Raw genomic sequence first — 19,547 nt, 5'->3', positions numbered from 1 at the left:
GGTCGCGCAGTCCCCCGCGCCCCTAAGGACAGACGCCGGGCTGGGCCCGCGCCCCTTCAGGGGCGCGGGGAACTGCCCGACCAGCCACACACAACCCGCAGCCGATCGCCGACGATCAGAGGCTCTTGCCGGGGTTGAGGATGCCGCGCGGATCGAACGCCTCCTTGAGTCGCCGCTGCAACGCGTGCGCCGTGGGCCCCAGCTCCTCCGCGACCCACTGCCGCTTGAGAACACCCACGCCGTGTTCCCCCGTGAGCGTGCCCCCCAGCCGCAACGCCAGCGCGAAGATCTCGCCCGCCGCCTCCCACGCGGCATCCGGGAGCCGGTCCAGGGCCGGATCCACGACGATGATCGGATGCAGGTTCCCGTCGGCGGCGTGCGCGATGGTGAAGATCGGGACGCCATGGCGTTCGGAAATGGCACGGATCGAACGAGCCGCCTCCGCCAGCCGCGAGCGCGGTACCGCGATGTCCTCGATCAGCGGCCGGCCCAGCCGTTCGAGGGCGGGCAGGGCCAGCCGGCGCGCGGCCAGCAGCGACTTGGCCTCGGCGGGATCGTCGGTCACCTCGACGGTCGTCGCGAGCGGAGTGAGCAGTCGCGCGACCACCTCCGCCTCCACGGCCGCCCCCACCCCGTCGCACTGGACGACCAGCAACGCCGCTCCCCGCTCCCGCAGTTCGGGGTCGATGGCATGCAGCACGGGCCCGTCGACCAGCTCCGCGAGCGCCGGTTCGATCCCGGCCCGGCCGATCGCGTACGACGCCTCGGCCGCGGCCTCGAAGGACGGGAAGTACGCGGCGAGCGTGGCCGTCGCCATGGGGACGGGCCGCAGCCGCAGCGTCGCCGAGGTGATCACCGCGAGGGTGCCCTCGGAGCCGGTGAGCAGGGCGGTCAGGTCGTAGCCGGTGACGCCCTTCACCGTACGGCGGCCGGTCCTGATCACCGTGCCGTCCGCGAGCACCGCCTCCAGACCGAGCACGCTGTCCCGTGTCACGCCGTACTTGGCGCAGCGCAGGCCGCCCGCGTTGGTCGCGATGTTCCCGCCGATCGTGGATATGGCGGCGCTCGCGGGATCGGGTGCGTACCGCAGGCCGTGGGCGCCGGCCGCGCGGTCCAACTCGGCCGTGATCACGCCCGGTTCGACGACCGCGAGCTGGTCGTCGGCCGACAGTTCGAGGATGCGGTTCATGCCGGACAGGTCGAGGACAAGCACACCCTCGCCCGCGGTCGCGCCGCCCGACAGACCGGTTCCCGCGCCACGAGGCACGACCGGCACACCCAGGGCATGCGCGTGCCGCAGGGTGACCGTCACGTCCTCGGTGCGCCGGGCGTGGACGACAGCGAGAGGACTGCCTTCGGACCGGGCACCGGAACGGTCGGTGGCATGCGCGGCCACCGTGCGCGGATCGGTGGCCAGCCGGTCGGGTGCCAGGTCACGGGCGAGCAGCCCGAGCAGCTCGGCGGCCTTCGTGGACTCAAGAGCGGTCGTCGCGGGAGCGGTCACAGGTCGAGTGCCTTCGTTCCGATGGCGAGCAGGGAGATGTCCTCCTGGGGCGCGTGCACGGGCGCGCACTGGATGTCACGGAAGTGCCGCTCCAGGGGATTGCCGCGGGCCAGGCCCGGATTGCCGAGCAGCCGCACGGCCAGCTCGACGGCCCGTACCGCGTGCCGGTCGGCGAGTACACGCGCGCCGAGGGCCTGCTCCGGCGTGTAGCCCGGGTCGTCGGCGTCGACCCGGGCGGCCCCGTCGAAGAGCAGTTGCTCGGCGGTGGCGAGGAGCACCTCGATCTCCCCGGCTGTCCGCCGGTAGCGTTCGGTCCGGGCCACCGGGTGACCGAGATTGGCGGGCACGCGCGCGTGCGCGAAGGTGTGGAAGAAGGCCTGCGCCGCACGCGCGACCCCCACATACAGGGCGGCGAGCGGGAGGTGGAGGGAGGCGCCCGCCCGGTTGTCCTGCTCGCTCGCGGGACCGTGCGGGCCGAGTCCGACGACATGCTCGTACGGGACCTCCACGTCCCGGAAAGTCACGTCGTGGCTGCCGCTCGCCCGTAGCCCCAGCTGGTCCCACCGGTCGGTGATCTCGATGCCGGGCGAGTCGCCGGGCACCAGGAAGGTGCCCACGCGGGGCTCCGGCTCATCGGTGGTCGCCCACACGAGGAACCAGTCCAGTCCCTCCGCGCCCGTCACGAACCGCTTGCGCCCGCTGATCGACCAGCCGTCCGCGGTGCGCCGGGCGAGGGTCGCGGGCAGTCCGCCCCGCGCGGGGGAACCCAGGTCGGGCTCCACGCGCGCGTGGTTGACGAGAACCGGCCGCTGCTCGGACTCCTTGAGCACGCGCGCGTACAGCTCCTCGGGCCACGTCGGTCGTACGGCCTCGCGGGCGTGGGTGTTGAGGGTCATCGCCGTGATCAGGGCCACGGACGGATCGCCCCGGCCGAGTGTGTGCAGGATGCGCGCGGTCTCCTCCACCCGGGCGCCCCGGCCGCCGTACCGCTCCCCGACGGTCGCGGTGAGCAGCCCCGCCTCGTGCACCACCTGGATCGACTCGGCGGGAAAGGCGCCCGACCGGTCGTATCCCACGGCGAGTTCGGCGAGGCGCGCGCTCAGGTCCCGGTTCACGTCCGGGTTCACATCCAGGCTCGTGTCCGGGTTCGCGCGGGAGTTCACGGTCACAGGGCCTTCTCCAGATCGGTGTCGAGTGCGCGGCTCCAGAAGGACTTCACGTCCAGCTTCTTCTTCAGGGCGCCCAGTTCGGTGAAGGCGTCGGCGACCTTCTGCTGCGAGGCGATGGTGTCGTCGCCGACCGCCCTGGCCCGGGTCGGGCGCTGTGCCTGCGCGTCGCGGAAGTCCTTCTCCGCCTGGGCCACGGGCTGGTGGGTGGCCTTGGCGACGACCTTCGCGAACTCGTGCTCACGGCCGTCACGGATGTACGCGTACGCCTTGGTGATCCGGGCGATCAGATCGGCCGCGGCGGCCCGCCGGCCCGGGCTCTTCAGCACGTTGTCACGGGCCGACCAGAGGAAGTTGCCCGACAGCACGTCCTTGCCCGAGCCGACCGTGACGGCGCCCTGCTGGTGGGCGGTGATGACCGACGTGCCGTAGGAGGCGAAGGCGTCGATGCCTCCGCCGTTCAGGGCGGCGAGCCCGTCGTTGGGCAGGAGCGGCTTGGCGTCGATGTCCGACCACTTCAGGCCCGCCCGCTTCAGCAGCTCGTACAGGAAGTAGTGGGCGGTGGTGTTCTGGACGTAGCCGACCTTCTTGCCCTTCAGGCCCGCGATGTCCGTCACCTTGGAGCCCTTGGGGACGATGACCTCCTGGTTGAGGGTCGTGCCGCGCTGCACGGCGACGACCTTGAAGTTGGGCTTGCCGTCGGCGGCGGCGAAGATCGGCGGGATCTCGCTGGAGGAGGCCAGGTCGAGCGCTCCCGCCCGGACGGCCTGGAGCTGCTGGTCACCGCCCTGGAACAGACTCCACTTCACCTTGTACGGGGTGTCGTCGAGGTGGGCGAACTTGAGAACGGCCTCTTCGTTCTTCCAGCCGGTGGCGCCGACGGCCAGCGTCACCGAGGAGAGGTCGGAGGAGGACTCGGCCTCCGCGTCGCCTCCGCAGGCCGTGGCGAGCGGCAGCAGCAGCGCGAGCGCGGCGGTGGACGTGAGCAGGGTACGACGGAACACGGAGTCTCCATGAGAGGAATCGATTCAGACGAGGACGGAGGACGGACAGAGGTGGGGGAACGCAGGGGAGGAGGGACGAGAGCGCGCGTGGGTACGCGAAGAGTCAGGCGGCCCGGTCCGCCGAAGCGCGGTGGGCGAGCTCCTGCCGAACCAGTGGCAGGACGTAACGCGCGTAGTCGATCGCGTCGTTGAGCGGGTCGTAGCCGCGGATCGACAGCAGGTCGCAGCCGATGTCCACGTAGTCGAGCAGCGCCTTCGCGACCGTCTCGGGGGAGCCGACCAGCGCGGTCGAGGCACCGGCCGCGTTGGTGGCGACCGCCGGGGCCGTCCACAGGCAGCGGTCGTGCACCTCGCCCCGCTCGGCGATGTCGAGCAGCCGCTGCGAACCGACGTTGGCGGGGCGGCCGCTCGTCTTGTAGTGGCGCAGCAGCTCGGTGTTCTGCGCCTGGTCCCTGAGCACGCCCAGGGTGCGGTGCGCCTTCTCCCAGGCCAGCTCGTCGGTGGGCGCGATGATCGGGCGGAACGACACCCAGATACGGGGACGGGGGCGCCCGGCGGCGTCCGCGACCGCGTTCACGGCGGCGATCTGCTCGGCCGTCTCCTTCAGCGGCTCGCCCCACAGCCCGAAGATGTCACCCTGCTGCCCGCCCACCCGGTACGCGTCCTGGGAGGACCCGCCCACCGAGATGGGCACCAGGCCGTTCACCGGTTTCACGTCCGAGTAGTAGCCCTCGAACTTGAAGTACGTGCCCTCGTGCGACACGGGCCCGTCGGCCTGCCACACCTTCCGCAGGATCTGGATGTACTCGTCAGACCGCTCGTACCGCTCCCGCTTGTCGAGGTAGTCGCCCTCGCGGTGCTGCTCCTCGTCACTGCCGCCGGAGATGATGTGCACGGTCAGCCGGCCGTTGCTGATCCGGTCGAGGGTCGCGAGGGCGCGGGCCGCGTGCGTCGGGAAGATCACGCCCGGCCGGTGCGCGAGGATCGGGCGGACCCGCTCGGTGTGCGTGGCCACGAACTGGGCGATCTGGAAGGCGTCCGGCGAGGCCGAGTGGTAGGCGACCAGGGTGTGGTCGAAGCCTCCGTCGTCCAACGCCCGGGCGTACCTGCGCAGATGGTCGACATCGAGACCCGTTCGGCTCGCGGCGGCCGGACCGGACGCCCCGGAGTCGGTGTGCACGGCGCTGATGAACTCGACAGGCATGGTGAACTCCTTTGCTTGGCAAGCGACTTGAGAGCGCTTCGGTCGCTGCTTGAGAGCTGTTGCTTGAGGGCCGCTACTTGAGGACGGAGGCGTCGGCGGACTTCGCCACGTCGACGTTCGGGTCGAGGACACCGATCCCGTGCATCAGGTCGGCCACGTCCTGGACGGTCCCGTTCACCTCGGGCGTGACGGGCAGCACCTGGCTGTACGCGGCCGAGGCGAGGGTCTTCGCGATCGCGGGGTCCGCGCCGTTGCGTTCGACGATGGCGTCGGCGTACGCGTCCTGGTGGGTGCTGGTCCACTTCAGGGCCGTACCGAGCCGCTTCAGGAAGTCGCCGAGCGCGGCCTTCTTCGCCTTGTCCGCGAGCGCCTTGTCGGAGGCCCCGATGAATCCGTAACCGCTGATCCGTCCGTCGGCGCCGTCGACGAGGAGCCTGCCGCCCTGCTGGAGGCCGACCGCCTGGTAGACCCCGAAGGTCGCCCAGACCTCGATCTTCCCGGAGGAGAAGGCGGCCTGCGCGTCGGTCGGCAGCAGGTACTGCACCTTCACGTCGGAGTACTTGAGGCCGTTCTGCTGAAGCACGTTGGCGAGCAGGTACTCGGCGATGCTGCCCTTCGCGGAGGACACCACGACCTTCCTGCCCTTGAGGTCCTTGACGCTCTTCACGTCCGAGTCCTTCCGGACGACGATGCCGGTGTGATGCCCGTCGTTCTTCAGCGCGGCGACGTTCTTGAACTTGACCCCGCCGCTGAGCGCCTGGAGCGCGGGCAGGTCCGCGGAGTACGTGGTGTCGGCGGCGCCCGCCTGCACGGCCTGGAAGAGCGGGGCCGCGCCCTCGAACTCGGCCCACTTCACCTTGTAGTCGGCCCCCTTGAGCGCCCCGGAGCCGGCGAGGATCGTCTGAAGGGTCTTGGCCTGGTCGCCGATGGTGAGCGTGACGTCCGAGGAGCCGCTGGCCGTGTCCGCGGCGGAGTCCCCTCCGCAGCCCGTCACCGTCAGCAGGGCGCTCAGACCGAGAGCGGCGGCGAACGTACGGAGGATGGTGCGCTTCACGAGGGGTTCCCTTCGGGGGTACGGGAGTTGGAGGCTTCGGAGGTGCCGGTGTGGGTGACGCCGAGCCAGCCGAGGAGGCGGGCGCGGAGCGTGACGAACTCGGGGGCGGCCAGATCGCGGGGGCGGGGCAACTCGACGGTGACCTCGTGGGCGATGCGCCCCTCGTCCATCACCAGGACGCGGTCGGCGAGCAGCAGCGCCTCCTCCACGTCATGCGTGACCAGGAGGATCGCGCAGCCGTGCCGCTCCCACAGCTCGGCGACGAGCTGCTGCACCTTGCCTCGGGTCAGCGCGTCCAGTGCCCCGAACGGCTCGTCCAGGAGCAGGAGTTCGGGCTCACGGACGAGGGCGCGGGCCAGCGAGACGCGCTGTGCCTGACCACCGGAGAGCGTCTTGGGCCAGACGGTGGCCCGCTCGGCGATCCCGACCTCGTCCAGTGCCTTGTCGGCCAGCGCCCGGTCGGGCCGGCCCGGCAGCCCGAGAACGACATTGCGCCACACCTTCAGCCAGGGCAGCAGCCGCGGCGACTGGAACGCGGCGCTGCGCCGGGCGGGCACGGTCACCTCGCCGCCGATCTCGTCGTCGAGCCCGGCCAGGATGCGCAGCAGGGTCGACTTGCCGCACCCGCTGTGGCCGAGCAGGGCCACGAACTCGCCCTCACGGATGTCGAGATCCAGCTCGTGCAGCACGGTGTTGCTGTCGAAGGCGCGGGACAGCCCTCGGATCTCGACGCTGTTCGCCACTGTCGCAGCGGCCGTCGGCGCGGGCTCGGACTTCAGGGTGTTCACGGTGTTCGCGGTCATGGTCACGCCTCGCCTTCGAAGGAGGCACGCCAGCTCAACAGGCGGCGGGAGAGGACCCGTACGGCGAAGTCGCAGGCCAGGCCGAGCAGCGCGTACACGGCGAGGCACAGCACGATGACGTCCGTACGGAAGTACTGCTGGGCGTTGCTCATCAGATAGCCGAGCCCGGCGTCGGCGTTGATCTGCTCGGCGAAGACGAGGGCGAGCCAGGCGGTGGAGAGGGCGTACCGCAGTCCCACGAGGGCACCGGGCAGCGCGCTCGGCAGGATGACGTACCGGATCAGACCGATCCTGCCGAGCCCCATCATCCGTGCGGCCTCGACGAGTTGGGCGTCGGTGGAGCGGATGCCGCCGTAGATGTTGAAGTACAGCGGGTAGGTCACGCCGAGGGCCACCAGCGCGATCTTCGGGGTCTCCTCGATGCCGAACCAGACGATGAAGAGCGGGATCAGACCGACCCACGGGATCGCCCGGAACATGCCCATCGAGGAGTCGATGACGTCCTCGCCGAGCCGGAACAGCCCGGCGAGCAGGGACAGCGACAGAGCGACCGTTCCTCCGATGAGGAATCCGGTAGCCGCCCGGCGCCCGGACGCGGCGATCGCGTCGGGCAGTTCGCCGCTCTTCGTCAGCTCGACCGCCTGGCGTACGACGTCCACGGGCGAGGCGAGCACGGATTCCGGGAGCACACCGGTGAGGGAACCCAGGAACCACAGGACCACGAGCCCGACCGGCCCGGCGGCCCGGCGTACGGAACGGGGGACGGACAGGCGGTGGCGGGGGAGATGTGCCGTACCGCGGATGGTGACGCGGGCGGGTGAGGGCTCGGCGGGCGGTTCGGGCTTCTCCAGTACGGGGGCTGTCACCCCGATCTGTTTCGTCGGCATGGCGGTCTTCCTCTCGGGACGGCCGAAGGCGGTTCGGGACTGCTCGGTGCGGATCAGGACGGCAGGGGCCCGGTCGCGGCCGGGCGGGCGGGATCGGCGGACCAGGCCGACCAGGAGCCGGGGAAGAGCGTCGCGTCGAACCCGGCGATCGCGAGGGCGGCGATCTGGTGGGCCGCGGTGACACCGGACCCGCAGTACACGCCGATCACGGCCGCTTCACCGGCACCGCGGTCCTCGAACCGCTTGCGCAGCTCCTCGGGCGGCAGGAACGTCCCGTCGGCCGAGAGGTTCTCGCCGGTCGGGGCGGAGACCGCGCCCGGGATGTGGCCCGCCCGAGGGTCGACCGGCTCGTGCTCGCCGCGATAGCGCTCCCCGGCACGGGCGTCCAACAGCAGCCCGCGTGACGCCAGTTGGGCCGCACCGTCCGCGTCCGTCACCGGCAGTCCGCCCGGCCGCAGGACGATGTCGTCCTGCTCCGGCGCATCGAGGTCCGGCCTCGGCGCCTCCGCATCCGGCTTTGTCGCGCCCGGACCCGACTCCAGCGGCAACCCCGCCGACCGCCACGCGCCCAACGCCCCGTCCAGCAGGGTCACTTCCGGAACTCCGGCCCAGCGGAGCAGCCACCAGGCGCGGGCCGCGGCCGTGTTGCCCAGGTCGTCGTACACGACGACCGGCCGCCCCTCCTTGAGGCCCCAACTCCGCGCCGACGCCTGCAGATCCGCGAGGTCCGGCAGCGGATGACGGCCGTCCTCCGGGCTGGGCGGACCGGCCAGTTCGCGGTCCAGGTCGACGTAGACCGCCCCGGGGACGTGGCCGGCCTCGTAGTGGTCCCGGCCGTGCGGGTCGCCCAGTGCCCAGCGCACGTCGAGCAGGACGGGCGGCTGCCCGGAGTCGATCAGCTTGCGCAGTTCCGCGACCGTCGTCGTCACCCGGGCGCTCATGCGAGGCCCTCGGCGATCGCGGGCAGCTCGGGGGAGAGGCGCAGCCGCTCCAGGAAGAGCACGACCGTGGCGGCGGCGGTGCGGTGCAGCGCGTCGTTGAGCACGTCGTGCCGGCCGCCGTTGAAGGTCACGGTCCGTACGCCGGGGTGCCCCTCGTAGGCGCTGAGCGCGTCGGCGAGCGGACTGACCGCGTCCTCGGCGCCGTGCAGGGCCAGCCCGGGAACCCGTACGAGATCCAGGCTCGGCTCCGGCAGGTCCGGGGCTGTGTCCAGTGCCCCGCGCCGGAAGCCCGGGTCGTTCGTGAGGCGTGCCTGGTGGGTGGGGCAGGCGGTGCGTGCCTCGACCTCGGCCTCCCAACTCCCGGACGCCCAGGGGACGGTGGGCAGACCGGCCAGGATCAGCGCGTCGATCCCCGGGGTCTGCTCGGCGGCGAGCCGAGCGGCGTACAGGGCGCCCGTGTCCGAGCCGACCAGCACCTTCGGACCGGGCAGCGACTCGTCGGCGAGGAGCTTGGCCGCCTCGTCGAGCACGGACGGATCGGCGACCGGGTCACCGAGGGAACGTACGCGGTAGGCGTCGAAGGCGAGACGGCGGCCGAACCGCTCGTACACACCACCGTGCTCGCCCCGGCCGGCCAGCACGATCAGCGTGCCGCGGGCCGCGAGGCCTTCGGGCTCGTCCCATGAGGTGGACGGCGGGGTGGGCAGCGAGGAGGGCATGAGGAAGCAACTCCCTTGTTCAGGGCAGGGGGAAAGGAGGATGGCAGGAGCGAGAGGGAGGCGCGGTAGCGTGCCGACACGTGTCAGGACAGGGGAGACACGATCAGTGGAGGCCGAGCGGGAACGCCGGTGACCGGCGGGGAATCAACGACAGCGCGCGCTGCACGCCACGCCGAAGTCGATGACTCGGCGCTGCGTCAGAAGGGCAGCGGAAGCGGTCGTGGGAACCATGGGTTCATCATGACCGGCCGGGGCGGATTCCGTCCAACGACGATTCCGCATCGAAATCGATCAGCTATCGCGATCGATGAGGGCGGCGGGCTACGGTCGCCGTATGCCCCAACCTGTCCTGGACATCGTGGCCCTGCGCAGCCTGACCGCGATAGCCGACTGCGGCGGTTTCCACCGCGCCGCCCACTCCCTTGCCCTCAGCCAGTCCGCGGTCAGCCAGCATGTGCGCAGGCTGGAGAAGACGCTGGGGAGTCCGGTCGTCGAACGCGAGGGTCGGGGCACCCGGTTCACCCCGGAGGGGCGGCTCCTCGTGGAGCAGGCCCGCCGTATCCTCGCCGTCCACGACGAGGCCGTGCGGGTGCTGCTCGACACCGAGGGCGACACGGTCACCATCGGGTCCACCGAGCACGCCGCCGACCAGTTCCTGCCCCGGCTGACCGCGGCCGTCCAGGAGGTGCGGCCCGGCTGCCGGGTGCGCTTCCGTATCGACCGCTCGGCACGGCTCGTCGAGGCCGTGGAACGCGGCAGCGTGGATGTCGCCGTGTACGTGACGGAGGCGGCGGCCACCGAGGGGACTCCGGTCGGTGGCCTCCCGCTGACCTGGCACGCCACTCCCGGCTGGGCTCCGCCGCCCGCGCCCGCCCCGGTCCCGCTGGTCGCCATCGAGGACCCGTGCGCGATCCGCCGCCGGGCCATCGCGACCCTCGCCGCGCACGGCGTCGCGGCCACGGTGGTCGGCGACGCCGGCTATCTCGCGGGGGTGCTCGACGTGGCGCGCACGGGCGTGGGCGTGGCGCTCCTCGCCGCGGTCGGGCCCGCGCCGGACGGACTGAGCCCGTACGACGGACTGCCGTCGGTCACCCCGATCCCGATGAGCGCGCTGGCCCGGCCGGGCGCCGACCCGGCGACGGTCGCGGCGGCGTTCGAGGCCGTACGGGACCTGCTGCGCCCGGCGGGATGACTCGGCCCCCGCCGGGGGCTCGGGCTCTTGGCGGGGTGACTCAGCCCTTGGCCAGCATGCGGGCCAGGACGGCGCGCTGCAGTGGGCGTACCTCGGTGTGCAGGTCGCGGCCCTTGCCGGTGAGGGCCACCCAGACTCCGCGGCGGTCCTCCTGGCAGACGCTCCGCTCCACCAGGCCCTCCTTCTCCAGGCGGCCGATGAGGCGGGACAGGGCGCTCTGGCTCAGATGGACCCGGTCGGCGATGTTCTGCACCCGGCACTGCTCGACCGGGCCCGAGCCCGTGCTCGTGAGCGAGCCGGAGTCCGGGCCCGTGGTCGTCGTGGCCGACGCGAGGATGTCGAGCACCTCGAAGTCGCTGGCGCCGAGGCCGTGCGGATGGAGTTCCCGGTCGATCTCGCACATGGTGCGCGCGTGCACCGACAGGATGTCCCGCCACTGGTCCTCGAGCCGGGGAGCGACCTTCTCTGCTGCCATATCCGCACGGTAACAGAGAAAGCGGCCATTGTTTACCATGCAACTAGTGCAGTTGCATGGAGTTGTTCGGCTTGCCCACCTTGCTCAGGACGCCTCCTGGATGAGACCGACGTCGTTGCCGTCCGCGTCCTTCACGGAGGCGATCAGCGTGCCGCCCCCGACGTCCTGGATGTCCTGGACGACTTCGGCGCCCGCGGCGACGAGACCGGCCAGGCTCGCCTTGATGTCGGCGACGTGCCAGTAGGGGACGGGTGCCGTCAGGCCCTTCGCGTGACCGTTGGGGTCGAGCCCGACCTCCGGCCCGCCGGGGGCCCGGAAGCCCACGTAGTACGCCTCGTCGACGTACGGCTCCACCCCCAGCAGCGAGCCGAACAGGGCCTTGGCGCGGGCGAGGTCCTTGACGGGATAGGTGATGGTCCTGAGGCCTTCGGACATGACGGGCTCCTCCGCTGTCGTGATCTCCACCGGCGGTCGTCACCGGTTCGGACCGGTTTCTCGCCGGTGGAATCACGCTATGGCCGAGGGGTGGGAGCACGCTTCTCCGTTCCTGACCGGTCAGGACCCGACTGGTCAGTTCCTGACCGGTCGCCCCGGGAGCGTGGCTCGTCAGCCTGTGAAGATCTCCACCACCGACCAGACGGCGAGCCCGAGCATGCACAGCCCGCCGATGCGCTGCACGGTCTTCAGCGGTACGCGCTTGGCGATGAACCGCCCGGCCAGCAGCGCGAGCGCGGAGACCGACATGAGGGCGGCCGCGGATCCGACGGCCACGGACGCGACGCCGTTGGTGGCCGCGAGGTTGGCGGTCGTGATCTGTGTCAGATCGCCCCACTCGCTGATGAAGACGGCCATGAAGGCGGTCGTGTAGACGGGCCGGAAGCCGGTGACGGTCCGGCCTCCGGCGTCCTCCTCGTCGTCGTCCCGTCCGCTGCGCAGCAGCATGAAGGCGCCGAACGCGAAGAGCGCGGCCGAGACCGACTTGACGGTCCAGTCGGGCAGCAGACCGATGAGGCTTCCGGCGCCGACGGCGATCGCGACGTGCACGACGAACGCGGTGGACGTACCGAACCACACGTACAGCGGCCGCATACGGGTGCCCATGGCCAGCGACGCGAACATCGTCTTGTCCGGCAGCTCGGCGAGGAAGATCAGCCCGAAGGCGGTGAGGATCGCCAGAGGGTCGAGATGCATTCCGGGTGGCTTTCTGTAGGGACCGGGCCCCCGGATCATCGCGAAGCGCCCTCGACTGGGGCGACGGGAGAACCGATCGGCCCGGCATGACGGGTGCGCCGCAAGGACTCGCGGGCACATCAATGCCTGGCCGAAGGTCTCGTCCACCCGTGTGATCACGCGGGCCCGGCCACCGGGAACCCGAGGGCTCCAGTGTGTCGACGACCGGTTCGCAGGACTACTCCCCTTCGCAGTCACTCAGTGTACAGGACACGCATACGGGTCTCGCATGAGAGTGCGGGCCGGGGGTATGCGAAGAACACTCGGCGCGGACGGGCAAGGGATGGTCCCGCCCGCGACTCACGAGCGGAACCCTCATGAACGGCTCACTTCACGAAGCGACACCCTCGGACGACACGTCCGATGTGATCCTGCGCGCGCTGAGCGTCTTGGCCCACAACGGCCTGGACGGCGCCGCGCGGACCCGGCTGGCCGGCACCGAGGTGCTGGTGCCGGCCTCGGACGCGGAGACGCGGAAACTGATCCTGCCGGTCATCGGCCGGGCCGTCCTCGTCTTCACGTCCGAGGAACGCATGGCGCAGGCCCTGCCGGACGTTCAGTGCTACCACCTCGTACCCCTGGGCATGATTCCGGCCCACTGGCCCGTGCGCGGCCTGACGCTCGTCATCGACCCCGGTTCCCCCGAGGCCGTGACGCTGTCGGCGGAGGGCGTGCACCTGTTGCTGGGCCCACCCCTGAAAGCCGCGTGAAGCGCCGGTCTCAGGTGGACTGACGCTTCACCAGTTCCGTCGGCAGGATCACCGCCGCCGGATCCTCTCCGCCGATCTGGGCGAGCAGCACCCGCACCATCTCGGCGCTGATGCGGTCGTAGGGCTGCCGGATGGTCGTCAGCTGGGGGCGGGCGGCCAGAGCGGCCGAGGAGTCGTCGAAGCCGCCCACCGAGACGTCCTCCGGGACGCGGCGCCCGGCCCGTTCCAGTGAGGTGAGTACGCCCTGAGCCATCAGGTCGGAGGCGACGAACACCGCGTCCACGTCCGGGCACTGGGCCAGGAGCCGTTCCGCGCCCGCCTCACCGCTGGCCCGGCTGTAGTCCCCGGAGACGACGAGCCGCTCGTCGAAGTCGATGCCCGACTCGGCGAGCACCTCCCGGTAGCCCGCGAGCCGCTCCACACCGCCGGGCGTGTCCAGCGGACCGGTCACCACGCCGATACGCCGACGGCCGAGCGACACCAGATGGCGCACCATGTCACGGGCGCCGTCCCGGTCGTCCGCGGCCACGTAACTCACCTTGGAGCCGACGCCGATGGGCTTGCCGCACATCACCAGCGGCACCCCCGCCTCGCGCAACTGCTCGGCGACCGGGTCGCCGGAGTGGCTGGAGACCAGCAGCACCCCGTCGACATGACCCGCCGTGATGTACCGGGTGATGCGGCGCCGCTCGTCCTCGGTGCCCGCGAGCATCAGCAGCAGCGGGATGTCGTGCGCCGCCAGTGCCTGCGTACAACCCCGCAGCAGGACGTTGAAGTTGGGGTCCTCGAAGAACCTCTCCTGCGGCTCCGTGAGGAGGAAGCCGATCGAGTCCGAGCGTCCGGTGATCAGTGAGCGGGCGTGCCGGTTGACGACGTACCCCGTCCTGCGGATGGCGGCGTTGACCGCCTCCTGGGCCGTGGGACTCACATAGTGCCCGCCGTTGAGCACGCGCGAGACGGTCCCTCGTGAGACTCCCGCCTCGCGCGCGACATCGTGAATCGTCGGCGGTTTGCGCCGGCCCCCCGATTGGCTCATGGTCACGACTTTACGGCTCCCGACAGCAGATCGAGGCTCCAGAACCGCTGGATGACCAGGAACAGAGCGATGAGCGGAATGACCGCGAGCAGCGCGCCGGTGATCACCAGTGTGTAGAGGGCCGGGGTGTTGGATCCCTGTTCGAGCAGGGTGAACAGACCGAGGGTGATCGGGAACTTCTCGTCGTCGCTGAGCATGATGTACGGCAGCAGGAAGTTGTTCCACACGGCCACGAACTGGAAGAGGAACACCGTCACCAGTCCGGGCACCATCATCGGCAGCGCGATCCGGGTGAAGATCCGCAGCTCGCTCGCCCCGTCCATCCGCCCCGCCTCGACGACATCGCCCGGCACGGCCGCGGCGGCGTAGATCCGCGCGAGATACACGCCGTACGGCGACAGGACGAGCGGCAGCAGGACGGATGCGTACGAGTCCGTGAGGTCCGCCTTGGCCATGAGCAGATACTGCGGGATCGCGAGGATCACCGGCGGCATCAGCACGCCCGCCATCAGGATGTTGAAGATGGTCTCGCGGCCGCGGAACCGGTAGATCGCGAGGGCGTAGCCGCTGAACGCGGAGACGACGGTCGACAGGAGGGCGCCCAGGCCCGCGTAGAGGGCGGAGTTGCCCATCCACTTCCAGTACAGGCCGTCGCGGTAGGCGTTGAGGTCGGTCACGTTGTCGGCGAAGCCCGTGCCCGGCAGGAACGTGAACGTCGAGAACAGTTCGCTGCCGGACTTGGTCGACGCGATCACCACCCACGCCACCGGCAGCAGACAGTAGATCGCGCCGATCAGCAGCGTCACCGTCGGGACGAAGGCGGTCCGGCGGCGCAGCGGCGGCCCCTGGGTGGTGCCGGGCGTCGTGCCGGCGGCCGGGGACGCCTTGCGGACGGCAAGAGAACTCACTGTGCTGCCTCCTGCTTGTTACGGGAGTTCGCGGCCCGCAGGAAGCCGAAGGACAGGACCAGCGTGACGAAGGCGATGATCACCGCGGTCGCCGCCGCCGAGTGGATGTCACCCTTGCCGAAGGCGTCCTGATACACCTTCATCAGCGGACTCCAGGTCGTGGACACGGAGTTGGTCAGGGGTTTGAGGGTGGTCGGCTCGCTGAACACCTGGAGCGTCGCGATGATCGAGAAGAAGAAGGTCAGCACCAGCGAGGGCGCCACCATCGGGATCTTGATCCTGATCGCGATCTGCAGCGGGGTGGCGCCGTCCAGCTTCGCCGCCTCGTACACCTCGGCAGGGATGGACTGCAGCGCGGTGTAGATGACGATCATGTTGAAGCCGGTGCCGCCCCACACCGCGATGTTGGACAACGCGATGTACAGCGGCCCGCCGTCCAGCAGGTCGGGCTGCGGCATCCCCAGTTTGTCGAGGACGAAGTAGAAGGGGCTGACGTCCGGCAGGTACAGGAAGCCCCACAGCATCGCGGCGACGACACCCGGAACGGCGTACGGCAGGAAGATCGCGAGCCGGGTGACCGGCGCGAGACGGACCCGGTCGGTGTCGAGCATCAGCGCGAAGAGCAGCGCGAGCCCGAGCATCACCGGCACCACGATGGCGCCGTAGCCGAGCACGCGCACCGCTCCGTCGAGCAGCTGGGAGTCGGTGAGGGAGTCGGTGTAGTTCTCCAGGCCCGCCCAGACCTCCTTGCGGGCGCCCGCGCCCAGGCCGAGGCCCTTGACCTGGACCTTGTGCAGGCTGAGCCACACCGCGTAGCCGATGGGCAGCGCGAAGAAGAGGGCGAAGAGGATCGTCGCGGGGAGGAGGAAAAAATAGGGGGCGCTTCGCACTCGTTTGAGGGTGGTGGTGGGAGACGGGTGGGCGTACGGGGCCCCCTTGACCCCGTACGACTTCCGGTGTGCGCTTGTCACTCCGCGACCTCGAAGCCCTGCTTCTTGAGGTCGGCGACGGTCTCGCCCTGCATCGTCTTCAGGGCGGCGCCGAAGTCCGACTTGTTCTTGGCGGCGGAGCCGAACGCGTCGTTGAACGTGGTGTACGCGACGTTCACGTTCGGGCCCCACGCGGAGGGAGCAGTGGTCTTCGCGATGTCGGCGGCCTGGGTGTAGAAGTCCTTCTGGTTCGAGAAGAAGGCCGGCGGCTCGGTGAACGCGTCACTGGTCTGCGCGGTCGTGGCGGCCGGGTAGATGCCACCCTCCTTGGCGAGCGCGGTGAGCGCCTGGGGGTCCGTGTTCAGCCAGGCGGCGAACTTCGCGGCGGCCGACTTGTGCTTGGAGTCCGTGGTGACGGCCGTGGACGAACCGCCCCAACTCCCCGTGACGTCGTCGCTCTGCGACCACTGCGGCAGCGGAGCCATCGCCCACTTGCCCTTGGTGTCGGGCGCGGCGGTGGTCAGGGTGCCGGGCGCCCAGACGGCGCTGACCCAGGCGATCTGCTTGCCGGTGTTGAGCGCCTTGTTCCAGGCCGGGGTGTACATCGGCTGGTTGTCGATCGCGCCCTCCTTGACGAGGCCGCCCCAGAAGTCGGCGACCTTCTGCGTCGCCGCGTCGTCGATCCCGACCTTCCACTTCTGGCCCTCTGTCGTCCACCACTTGGCGCCCGCCTGCTGGGCGAGACCGGCGAAGAGACCGGAGTCGTTGGCGGAGAAGGTGGTCAGGTCCGTCTCCGGCGACTTCTTCTTCAGCGCGCGGGCCGTCTCGGCGAACTGCTCCCAGGTCTGCGGGACTTCGAGGCCGTACTTCTTGAACAGGTCCTGGCGGTAGTAGAACATCATCGGCCCGGAGTCCTGCGGGATCGCGTACACCGCGTCCGAGCCCAGCGTCGTCTGCTGCCAGACGCCGTCGGCGAACTTGTCCTTCACGCCGTCGACGTCGCCGGCTATGTCGGCGAGCGCGTCATTGCTGACCAGGGTCGGCAGGGCCTGGTACTCGGCCTGGACCAGGTCCGGCGCCTTCTTGGCCTTGTGCGCGGTGAGGATCTTGGTGACCAGCGTGTCGCCGGACGCCTGCTTCTTGACCGTGACCGTGACCCGGTCCTTCTTGCCCTGGCCCTTGTTCCACAGGTCGGCGACCTTGTCCATGCCCGGCGTCCAGGACCAGTACGTCAGCGAGACCGGCCCCGAGTCGGCCTCGCTGTCGTTGTCGTCCGAGGAGCCGCAGGCGGCAAGTGCGGTGGCGCCGAGCGTGACGGCGACCGAGATGGTCACGAGGCGACGCAGCTTCGTGTGTGGCATGGATGTATCTCCCTGACCGTGGTCTCCGCCTGCTGCGGAGGCCTGCCCCTTTTTTTCCTGTGCGGCTCGCCTCCGAGGCGCTTCGGCCGGTGTCGAGAGCACGACCGTGCTCAGCCCTTCGGGCCTCCGCGCGCTCGCGCCCTCGACACCGGCGCGCCCCTCCGGCTCACCCGTGCTGCTTCTGTGAGCGTTCACAGTAGAGAAACATCCAGGACACTTGTCAATGGTTGTTGCTGTGCGGTTATGTTGGCCCCGCGCCGCTGGCGCTGTGTGTGCACGTTCCCAAATGATCGATCGACCGGGAGACAATCCATGCCGGAGACCACCCCCAAGGGCCTCTCAAGGCTCGCCTTCGGTGGGGACTACAACCCCGAGCAGTGGCCCGAAACCGTCTGGCCCGAGGACGTCCGGCTGATGCGCGAGGCAGGCGTCACGATGGTCAGCGTCGGGATCTTCTCCTGGGCCCTGTTGGAGCCCGAGCCCGGGAACCACGACTTCGGCTGGCTCGACCGGCTCCTGAACCTGCTGCACGAGAACGGGATACGCGCCGACCTCGGTACGCCGACGGTGGCGCCGCCCGCCTGGTTCTACCGCGAGCACCCCGAAGCCCTGCCCGTGACCGCCGACGGCACCCGCTACGAGTTCGGCTCACGCGGCGCCATCTGCCACAGCAACACCCACTACCGCTCGGCCGCCGCGGACATCACCACCAAGCTCGCCACCCGGTACGCCGAACACCCCGCGCTCGCGATGTGGCACGTCCACAACGAGTACGGCGTCCCCGTCTCGGCCTGCTACTGCGACAGCTGCGCCGCCCACTTCCGCCGCTGGCTCGGCAGGACGTACGGCACGGTCGACGCGGTCAACGAGGCCTGGGGCACGGCCTTCTGGGGCCAGCGGTACGCGGACCTCGACCAGATCAACCCGCCCCGGGTGACCCCGACGGTCGGCAACCCGGCCCAGGCGCTCGACTACAAGCGGTTCGCCGACGACACCATGCGCGAGAACTTCGTCACCGAGCGCGACATCCTGCACCGCCTCGCGCCCGGCATCCCCGTCACCACCAACTTCATGACCGCCCTCAGCCAGTGCGACTCCGTGGACTACTGGGCCTGGGGCCGCGAGGTCGACCTCGTCACCAACGACCACTACCTGATCACCGACGGCCGCCGTACGCATGTGAACCTCGCGATGGCCGCCGACCTCACCCGCTCCGTCGCCGGCGGCGCCCCCTGGCTGCTGCTCGAACACTCCACCTCGGGCGTCAACTGGCAGACCCGCAACCCAGCCAAGGCCCCCGGCCAGATGGCCCGCAACTCCCTCGCCCATGTGGCCCGCGGCTCCGACGGCGCGATGTTCTTCCAGTGGCGGCAGTCACGGCGCGGCGCGGAGAAGTTCCACTCGGCGATGCTGCCGCATGCGGGCACGGACTCGCGCGTGTGGCGCGAGGTCGTCGAACTCGGCGCCTCCGTCGACTCGTTGAGTACGATCCGCGGCACCCGCACCCAGGCCGACGTCGCCGTCCTGTGGGACTGGCACTCCTGGTGGGCGCAGAACCTCCAGTGGCGCCCCAGCGAGGACCACGACCCGCGCGAGCGTGCCGACGCCTTCTACGAAGCCCTCTACGACCGCCACCTCACCGTCGACTTCGCCCACCCGGAAGCCGACCTGTCGGCCTACCCCCTCGTCGTCGTGCCTGCCCTCTACCTGATGACCGAGGCCGGCGGACAGAACCTCACTGAGTACGTCGAGAACGGCGGCACCCTCGTCGTCTCGTACTTCTCCGGCATCGTCGACGAGCACGACGCCGTGCACGACGGCCCCTACCCCGGCCCGCTGCGCGACGTACTCGGCCTGACCGTCGAGGAGTTCTCGCCGCTGCTCGCCGGCGACCAGGTCCGCATCACCGGACCCGACGGATCCGAACTCGCCGGCGACGTCTGGACCGAGTTCGTCGTGCCGCGCGGCGCCGAGACCGTGTGGACGTACGCCGACGGGCTCACCGAGGGGCATCCGGCCGTCACCCGTCACCGGCTCGGTGAGGGATCCGCCTGGTACGTGTCCACGCGGCTCGGGGCCCACGGGCTCGACGCGCTTGTCGGCTGGGCCGCCGATGACGCGCGGATCGCGCCCCGTGCCGATCTGCCTCGGGATGTCGAAGTGGTGCGGCGGGTGGGGGAGTCGGGGGCTTTCCTGTTCGTGATCAACCACTCCGGCGTCGATGCGAAGGTCGCGCTTGACGCGCATGGCACTGAGCTGCTCACCGGCGAGCGGGCGGCGGGGCGGCTCGCGGTGCCTGCGGGGGCCGTACGGGTTGTACGCCTCGACGGCTGACTCGCCCCATTGATTTCGCCCCCGCCGCCCCTACCCGTTCCCGTCCCTTCTGGGGGCTCCGCCCCCAGACCCCCGCATCGGCCTGAACGG

At 70.5% G+C, this 19,547-nt stretch carries 19 protein-coding genes; 3 read left to right on the top strand and 16 right to left on the bottom strand.

The genetic code is table 11. The features are described from left to right. Positions 1-115: 115 nt before the first annotated feature. The 9 genes from O3Q52_RS26855 to O3Q52_RS26815 all read right to left on the bottom strand — a co-directional run bounded on the left by O3Q52_RS26855 (position 116) and on the right by O3Q52_RS26815 (position 9,282). Entirely contained in the window at positions 116-1,504 is a 1,389-nt protein-coding gene (locus tag O3Q52_RS26855) for an FAD-binding oxidoreductase (RefSeq protein WP_269651309.1), read from the bottom strand. Further along, positions 1,501-2,673, bottom strand: a complete 1,173-nt coding sequence (locus tag O3Q52_RS26850) for an acyl-CoA dehydrogenase family protein (RefSeq protein ID WP_269651308.1) — start codon at positions 2,671-2,673, stop codon at positions 1,501-1,503. The genes O3Q52_RS26855 and O3Q52_RS26850 overlap by 4 nt, the downstream gene beginning before the upstream one ends. After that, positions 2,670-3,674, bottom strand: coding sequence for an ABC transporter substrate-binding protein (locus O3Q52_RS26845; RefSeq protein ID WP_269651307.1), 1,005 nt, complete (start codon positions 3,672-3,674; stop codon positions 2,670-2,672). The genes O3Q52_RS26850 and O3Q52_RS26845 overlap by 4 nt, the downstream gene beginning before the upstream one ends. A 103-nt stretch (positions 3,675-3,777) precedes the next feature. After that, a complete protein-coding gene (locus O3Q52_RS26840) occupies positions 3,778-4,878 on the bottom strand; it encodes an LLM class flavin-dependent oxidoreductase (protein ID WP_269651306.1) in 1,101 nt (366 codons plus the stop codon). Positions 4,879-4,951: 73 nt separating this feature from the next. Beyond that, positions 4,952-5,932 (bottom strand): ABC transporter substrate-binding protein, encoded by a 981-nt coding sequence (locus O3Q52_RS26835; RefSeq protein ID WP_269651305.1) that lies wholly within the window; start codon positions 5,930-5,932, stop codon positions 4,952-4,954. Then, complete coding sequence (locus tag O3Q52_RS26830; RefSeq protein WP_269651310.1) at positions 5,929-6,675, bottom strand: ABC transporter ATP-binding protein; 747 nt, start codon at positions 6,673-6,675, stop codon at positions 5,929-5,931. The genes O3Q52_RS26835 and O3Q52_RS26830 overlap by 4 nt, the downstream gene beginning before the upstream one ends. Positions 6,676-6,737: 62 nt before the next feature. Beyond that, positions 6,738-7,622: an ABC transporter permease gene (locus O3Q52_RS26825; protein WP_269651304.1), complete on the bottom strand. Its 885-nt coding sequence runs from the start codon at positions 7,620-7,622 to the stop codon at positions 6,738-6,740. Positions 7,623-7,675: 53 nt separating this feature from the next. After that, complete coding sequence (locus O3Q52_RS26820) at positions 7,676-8,563, bottom strand: sulfurtransferase (RefSeq protein ID WP_269651303.1); 888 nt, start codon at positions 8,561-8,563, stop codon at positions 7,676-7,678. Further along, positions 8,560-9,282: a lysophospholipase gene (locus O3Q52_RS26815; protein ID WP_269651302.1), complete on the bottom strand. Its 723-nt coding sequence runs from the start codon at positions 9,280-9,282 to the stop codon at positions 8,560-8,562. The genes O3Q52_RS26820 and O3Q52_RS26815 overlap by 4 nt, the downstream gene beginning before the upstream one ends. Positions 9,283-9,616: 334 nt before the next feature. Between O3Q52_RS26815 and O3Q52_RS26810 the strand changes: the two genes are divergently transcribed. Then, the gene (locus tag O3Q52_RS26810) at positions 9,617-10,474 is read left to right on the top strand and encodes a LysR family transcriptional regulator (protein ID WP_269651301.1); all 858 of its coding nucleotides are present in this window, start codon (positions 9,617-9,619) and stop codon (positions 10,472-10,474) included. A 40-nt stretch (positions 10,475-10,514) separates the two neighbouring features. On the opposite strand, the gene O3Q52_RS26805 is transcribed toward O3Q52_RS26810, so the two are convergent. The 3 genes from O3Q52_RS26805 to O3Q52_RS26795 form a co-directional block, all read right to left on the bottom strand. Beyond that, entirely contained in the window at positions 10,515-10,949 is a 435-nt protein-coding gene (locus O3Q52_RS26805; protein WP_269651300.1) for a MarR family winged helix-turn-helix transcriptional regulator, read from the bottom strand. A gap of 84 nt (positions 10,950-11,033) precedes the next feature. Beyond that, entirely contained in the window at positions 11,034-11,384 is a 351-nt protein-coding gene (locus O3Q52_RS26800; RefSeq protein ID WP_269651299.1) for a VOC family protein, read from the bottom strand. 171 nt (positions 11,385-11,555) lie between these two features. Further along, on the bottom strand, positions 11,556-12,140 hold the full coding sequence (locus O3Q52_RS26795; protein ID WP_269651298.1) for a TMEM165/GDT1 family protein: 585 nt from the start codon (positions 12,138-12,140) through the stop codon (positions 11,556-11,558). A 356-nt stretch (positions 12,141-12,496) separates the two neighbouring features. Between O3Q52_RS26795 and O3Q52_RS26790 the strand changes: the two genes are divergently transcribed. Beyond that, a complete protein-coding gene (locus O3Q52_RS26790) occupies positions 12,497-12,889 on the top strand; it encodes an SseB family protein (RefSeq protein ID WP_269651297.1) in 393 nt (130 codons plus the stop codon). Between the two features lie 10 nt (positions 12,890-12,899). On the opposite strand, the gene O3Q52_RS26785 is transcribed toward O3Q52_RS26790, so the two are convergent. Genes O3Q52_RS26785 through O3Q52_RS26770 form a run of 4 tightly spaced genes read right to left on the bottom strand, consistent with a single transcriptional unit; the run spans position 12,900 to position 17,123 of the window. Then, complete coding sequence (locus O3Q52_RS26785; protein WP_190228598.1) at positions 12,900-13,931, bottom strand: LacI family DNA-binding transcriptional regulator; 1,032 nt, start codon at positions 13,929-13,931, stop codon at positions 12,900-12,902. Then, complete coding sequence (locus tag O3Q52_RS26780) at positions 13,928-14,833, bottom strand: carbohydrate ABC transporter permease (protein WP_269651296.1); 906 nt, start codon at positions 14,831-14,833, stop codon at positions 13,928-13,930. Before O3Q52_RS26780 ends, O3Q52_RS26785 begins: the two co-directional genes overlap by 4 nt. Then, on the bottom strand, positions 14,830-15,804 hold the full coding sequence (locus O3Q52_RS26775) for a carbohydrate ABC transporter permease (protein WP_269651295.1): 975 nt from the start codon (positions 15,802-15,804) through the stop codon (positions 14,830-14,832). The genes O3Q52_RS26780 and O3Q52_RS26775 overlap by 4 nt, the downstream gene beginning before the upstream one ends. After that, the gene (locus O3Q52_RS26770; protein WP_269651294.1) at positions 15,801-17,123 is read right to left on the bottom strand and encodes an ABC transporter substrate-binding protein; all 1,323 of its coding nucleotides are present in this window, start codon (positions 17,121-17,123) and stop codon (positions 15,801-15,803) included. Before O3Q52_RS26770 ends, O3Q52_RS26775 begins: the two co-directional genes overlap by 4 nt. Positions 17,124-17,435: 312 nt before the next feature. On the opposite strand from O3Q52_RS26770, the gene O3Q52_RS26765 reads away from it, so the two are divergent. Then, positions 17,436-19,457, top strand: a complete 2,022-nt coding sequence (locus O3Q52_RS26765; protein ID WP_269651293.1) for a beta-galactosidase — start codon at positions 17,436-17,438, stop codon at positions 19,455-19,457. Positions 19,458-19,547 lie beyond the last annotated feature (90 nt).

The sequence above is a fragment of the Streptomyces sp. ActVer genome, from assembly GCF_027270795.1.
GTDB lineage: Bacteria > Actinomycetota > Actinomycetes > Streptomycetales > Streptomycetaceae > Streptomyces > Streptomyces umbrinus_A.
The sequence above is the reverse complement of the archived record's forward strand: the minus strand, read 5'-3'. Positions and strand labels throughout refer to the sequence as shown.